A 5,093-nucleotide genomic window follows, 5' to 3' on the forward strand; every position below is an offset into this window, starting at 1 on the left:
CGGATAGAGAGTGCCTCATCGAAGTCCTTGGCGTCGGCAGGATCGATAGTAAAGGTAGTCACATCACGGAAATCACGACGCTCGGCAATCTCCTTATCATCAATCTTTGCCGAAATGGCATTTGCCGCCTGCTCACTTGCTACATTTCCTGCATTTGCGCCACCCATACCGTCGCAAACAATTGCAAAGCCGGACTTGTCCTTCAATTCCCTGGATTCACAGCGGTACTGGATCGCTTCCTGGTCACTCATGGCAATCCATTCGCCTTCGGAACAGACGTACATCGTGGCTTTGGGCTTCACGAAGTTCATGGTTCCTTCGGTTTTGTCGTTACAGTCTTCTGGATCTAGGGAACTGACGATACTGAGATTGTCGTTAGTGATAGTTTCATCGCTGCTACAAGATATAGCGCTGATTGCAAATGCGGCGCACAGTGCAGCCGTTGAAAGGCGTTTGAAATTCACCTTATTCTCCTTTGTTCTGTTTTTTTTGGGCGCTAAGATAGAATATTTTGTTTTACATTTGTTGTTGCTTTTTGATTTTTGAGAAAAAAGAGACAGTCTGTTATCTTAAAAAATGCTATTTTTTATTTTGTCGGTATTGAATATGGTTGGTCGTATGATGACCTCTCTCAAAGGTTTTATTTTTGCAGCCCTTTCGGCTATTTGCTATGGCACGAATCCGCTGGGTGCGCTCCACTTGTATGCACAGAACTATTCGCCCGAGACGGTGCTTTTTTACCGATTCTTTACGGCGGCATTGTTACTGATGGTCGTCATGCTATCCAAGGGCTCGCACTTTAAAATTTCGTTTCGCGAGTTCCGTGCGCTTGTGGCGTTCGGCTTCTTGTTTGCCGCAAGTTCGCTCACGTATTATGCCTCGTTCAAGTACATGGACGCAGGCCTTGCCTCGACGCTCCTGTTCCTTTATCCGCTCGAAGTCTCGTTGCTTATGGCGGTTTTCTTCAAGGAAAAAATCAAGATTTGGACGGTTGTATCTATTGCGGTTTCTATGGCGGGCATAGCCCTCTTGTACCGCGGGGGAGATGGCGCAACGCTCAGCACGGTGGGGTGCCTGCTCGTGTTCCTGTCGTCCATCAGTTACGCCATTTACATGGTGATGGCAAATCGCATCAACTTGCAGATGGGGTCGGTCAAGATGACTTTTTACGCCATTTGCTTCTGCATGTTCTTTTTGTTGCTTTATTCGGTGACGCTCGGTTCGGGCCTCCCGCCGGTGTTTACGCAGGCGAGTTCCTGGGGCTGGGGCTTTATGCTCGGCCTTGTGCCGACGGTGCTTTCGCTCATTTTCATGGTGAAGGCGGTACGCATCGTGGGTTCTACGCCGACGGCGATATTGGGCGCTCTGGAGCCTGTGACCGCCGTGACGATTGGCGTGACTGTGTTTGCCGAAACGCTGACGACGCGCATTATGGCGGGTATCGCTCTGATTCTTTGCTCCACTATTTTGATTGCCGTAAAGAAATAAACCGTTAATGACCGTCTACTTGTACTTTCGCTTCGCTCAAGTACCAAATGCTCGGCTCGGCCATGTTCAAGTAAACTTGACCGCGGCTCTCACCTTACGCATTTGTCCTACTATTTACTATATTACCAACATGCAGTGCACATGTTCTGTTTGCAACAAGGAATTTAACGACAAGGTGGGGATGTCCCCGATGCAGAGTAATCTTGCTATCCGTGTTCGGAACAAGGTCGGAAATATTTGCCCGGATTGCCGCGCAGAAACATGCAAGACCAAGCGCGGTCGCTGGCGCATGTTCTTTTATGACCTGAAAATCGGTCTGCTTTGCCTTTTGCTGCTGTTGCCCGTATTCCTGCTCTTTGCCGGAATAATTGTCGTACTTGCGCTTTATGTGCTATAAAGCTTGAGTTCGTTTGGCTAGAGTCCGCCGACCGCGACAATGACACCTGCGAAAACGAGACTCACCATTGTCATCAGTTTAATCAAGATGTTCAGCGAGGGGCCTGCGGTATCCTTAAACGGGTCGCCTACGGTATCGCCGACAACGCCTGCCTTGTGACATTCGGAGCCTTTCCCGCCGAAGTTGCCTTTCTCGATATATTTCTTGGCGTTATCCCAGGCGCCGCCTGCGTTGTTGAGCATGCAGGCGAGCGAGAATCCGCAAGCGAGCCCACCGGCGAGCAGGCCGAAGACGCCCGCGATTCCCATGAACAAGCCTACGATAACCGGAACAATGACAGCGAGGAGCGAGGGCAGGAGCATTTCGCGCTGGGCTCCGTGAGTCGAAATTTCAACGCATTTGGCGTAGTCCGGCTTGCCCGTTCCTTCCATGATGCCGGGAATTTCCTTGAACTGGCGGCGGACTTCCTTGACCATGGAAGAGGCTGCGCGGCCGACCGCCTTGATGGTCATGGCGCAGAAGACAAAGGCCATCATGCAGCCGATAAAGAGGCCGCCAAGAAGCATGGGGTTCATCAGGTTCAGGTTGAAAGCGTTCATGAAATCGCCGAACGAAGCGTCTGCAATAGAGAGCGCTGCGAGCGAACCGTCGTTTGCGATGGCCTTGATGCCGCCTTCTAGAATTTGCCAATGCGTGTTGCTGGCCGCTGCTCCAGAGGTGAGCGCGGTAGAACTGCTGAAGAAGGTGACGTTGCCGAATTCGAATGCGCCGTCGTGGGCGAATTTGCCGAGCCAGAGCTTGATTTCTTCGACATAGGAGGCAAGTAGTGCCATGGCGGTAAGGGCTGCAGACCCGATGGCGAAACCCTTGCCAGTCGCCGCGGTCGTGTTGCCGAGCATGTCGAGTTCGTCGGTGCGTTCGCGGACTTTCTTGGGGAGTTCTGCCATTTCGGCGTTACCGCCCGCATTGTCGGCAATGGGCCCGAAGGCGTCTGTCGAAAGCGTGATGCCGAGGGTCGAAAGCATACCGACGGCCGCGAAACCGACTCCGTAAAGCCCCTGCGAAATGTTTTCGAAACCGCCCGCAAAACCGAAGGAGGCGAGAATGCCGAGAACGATAGTGATTACCGGGAGGGCGGTGGAGTACATGCCGACCGAAATGCCTTCGATGATGGTCGTGGCGGGGCCCATCTGCGTGCGCGAAGCGATAGCGCGGGTGGGCTTGTAGGCGTCGGAGGTATAGAACTCGGTAAACTGTCCTATGATGACGCCAGCGGCAAGGCCCGCGACGACTGAACCGAAAATGCCCCATGAAATAAGGCCCAACTTGACAAAGACGAGGAGCGCGAGGAGAATGAGAATCGAAGATCCGAGCGTTCCGACGAGAAGGGAGTGCAAGAGGGATTTGGTGTTGGCGTCATCTTTGGTGCGCACCATGAAAATGCCGACAATCGAAAGAACGATACCTATGGCTGCGACAAGCATCGGGGCGATGACGTGGTGCATGCTCATGCCGGGAAGGGCTGCGCCGAGGGCCGCTGTCGCCAAGATGGAACCGCAGTAGGATTCGTAGAGGTCTGCGCCCATGCCCGCAACGTCTCCGACGTTATCGCCGACGTTGTCGGCGATGGTGGCGGGGTTACGCGGATCGTCTTCGGGAATTCCCGCTTCGACTTTACCGACCAAGTCGGCACCAACGTCGGCCGCCTTCGTGTAGATACCTCCGCCAACGCGGGCAAAGAGCGCCTGCAGCGAGGCGCCCATGCCAAAGGTCAGCATGGTGGTTGTCACCTCGGCCATCTTGGCGTGCCCGAAGGCGGAATTCGTAATCAGGCTGTCCGAAAATTCCATCGAAATCTTGCTTGCAAGGGTGGCGCCCATGCCGAAAATATTGTGGTCGTAGATGAAGTTCAGAAGGTAGAACCAAATGGAAATGTCTAGCAGGCCGAAACCGACGACAATGAGGCCCATGACCGCGCCGGAACGGAATGCCGTGACGAGCCCCTGGTTCAGGCTCTTGCTTGCGCCTGCGGCCGTTCTGGAACTTGCCTGCGTTGCCGTTTTCATGCCTAAAAATCCGCAAAGCCCGCTAAAGAAACCGCCGGTGAGGAATGCGACCGGAACGAATGGGTTCTGGATTCCGAGGAATGCGAGAATCACGAAAATGAGGAACAGAATGGCGAATACGACCGAGACGGTCCTGTATTGACGCTTGAGGTAGGCGAGAGCTCCTTCGCGGACGTAGCCTGCAATTTCTTTCATGCGCGGAGTCCCTTCGTCCATTTTCATCATGGACTTAAAAAACAGGAGTGCTGCTATAAGGGCGAGAATTGACGCTGCCGGAACAGCGTACCAGAATCCGGGAATGCTGTACGTTTCCATAAAAGACTCCTTTGGAGCCGCTTTTGGGGCGGATATCGTTATTAATCTACACTGAAAATGAGGAAATAGAAAAAAAAATCGGATAAAATGCTAAAATTAAGGTATGCAATTCGAAGAACTCGCCAAAAATCGCTATAGCTGCCGCAAATTCAGCGGTAGAGCCGTTGAAAATGAGAAATTGAACTTGGTCCTTGACGCGGGGCGTATTGCCCCGACGGCAGTCAATGCTCAGCCTGTACAGGTCAAGGTTCTCAAGTCCGACGATGCAATCGCAAGAATCCGCAATATTACTCGCATGGCCTACAATGCCCCCGTAGTGCTCATGGTCTGCTATGATGAACCTGGCTGCTATACTGCCGAGAAGTATGGCGATAGCTTTAACAGCGGCGTGATGGATGCAAGCATTGTCACTACATCGATGATGATGCAGGCGACAGACCTTGGCCTTGCGACCCTCTGGGCCCGCGGTTTTAATGCTGCCGAAATCGAAAAGGCGTTCAATTTCCCTGCCAATCTCAAACTTGCCTGCCTCCTCGATGTGGGTTACGCCGACCCCGAAGAGGGTGGACCTTCGCCGCGTCATCCGGTGCGCAAGTCCATGGCAGAATTTGCTCAGGAAATTTAAAGATTCTATAAATGAAAAAGGTATGATTAGTGAAAGTGAATTAAAGAAAAATTGTAAAAATTATTATTCATTTGAAAATAATAATCCACCAAAATTATATTCACTTGTTTTACAAGTTCTATTTCTGTGCGAAGTTCTCTTGCAGAAACCCTATGTGCTCCCTGACCTAATATTATCATCTGCTCCATTGCATCTGAAGTTG

6 protein-coding genes are annotated in these 5,093 nt (G+C 52.0%); 3 read left to right on the top strand and 3 right to left on the bottom strand.

The genetic code is table 11. The features are described 5' to 3' along the window. Positions 1 to 464, bottom strand: a 464-nt coding sequence (locus tag Q0628_RS09785) for a hypothetical protein (protein WP_298770546.1), incomplete at its 3' end; no start/stop codon positions are given. A 154-nt stretch (positions 465 to 618) separates the two neighbouring features. Here Q0628_RS09785 and Q0628_RS09790 point away from each other — a divergent pair. After that, positions 619 to 1,488 (top strand): DMT family transporter, encoded by an 870-nt coding sequence (locus tag Q0628_RS09790; protein WP_298770548.1) that lies wholly within the window; start codon positions 619 to 621, stop codon positions 1,486 to 1,488. A 130-nt stretch (positions 1,489 to 1,618) separates the two neighbouring features. Beyond that, entirely contained in the window at positions 1,619 to 1,885 is a 267-nt protein-coding gene (locus Q0628_RS09795) for a hypothetical protein (protein WP_139261114.1), read from the top strand. A gap of 17 nt (positions 1,886 to 1,902) precedes the next feature. Here Q0628_RS09795 and Q0628_RS09800 read toward each other — a convergent pair whose 3' ends face one another. Then, positions 1,903 to 4,266 carry a sodium-translocating pyrophosphatase gene (locus Q0628_RS09800; RefSeq protein ID WP_298770551.1) on the bottom strand — a complete coding sequence of 788 codons (2,364 nt, stop codon included), beginning with the start codon at positions 4,264 to 4,266 and terminating at the stop codon, positions 1,903 to 1,905. A gap of 103 nt (positions 4,267 to 4,369) precedes the next feature. Between Q0628_RS09800 and Q0628_RS09805 the strand changes: the two genes are divergently transcribed. Then, entirely contained in the window at positions 4,370 to 4,891 is a 522-nt protein-coding gene (locus Q0628_RS09805; protein ID WP_298770553.1) for a nitroreductase family protein, read from the top strand. 26 nt (positions 4,892 to 4,917) lie between these two features. Here the strand turns inward: Q0628_RS09805 and Q0628_RS15745 are convergent, their stop codons facing one another. Next, a complete protein-coding gene (locus Q0628_RS15745) occupies positions 4,918 to 5,079 on the bottom strand; it encodes a hypothetical protein (RefSeq protein WP_366979152.1) in 162 nt (53 codons plus the stop codon). Positions 5,080 to 5,093: the final 14 nt, after the last annotated feature.

The organism is uncultured Fibrobacter sp., from assembly GCF_937877005.1.
GTDB lineage: Bacteria > Fibrobacterota > Fibrobacteria > Fibrobacterales > Fibrobacteraceae > Fibrobacter.

Excerpts from the sequence above, each read along its gene's own strand:
- Q0628_RS15745 (WP_366979152.1), bottom strand. The coding sequence starts at position 5,079 with ATGGAGCAGATGATAATATTAGGTCAGGGAGCACATAGGGTTTCTGCA.
- Q0628_RS09805 (WP_298770553.1), top strand. The coding sequence starts at position 4,370 with ATGCAATTCGAAGAACTCGCCAAAAATCGCTATAGCTGCCGCAAATTC.
- Q0628_RS09790 (WP_298770548.1), top strand. The coding sequence starts at position 619 with ATGATGACCTCTCTCAAAGGTTTTATTTTTGCAGCCCTTTCGGCTATT.
- Q0628_RS09800 (WP_298770551.1), bottom strand. The coding sequence starts at position 4,266 with ATGGAAACGTACAGCATTCCCGGATTCTGGTACGCTGTTCCGGCAGCG.
- Q0628_RS09795 (WP_139261114.1), top strand. The coding sequence starts at position 1,619 with ATGCAGTGCACATGTTCTGTTTGCAACAAGGAATTTAACGACAAGGTG.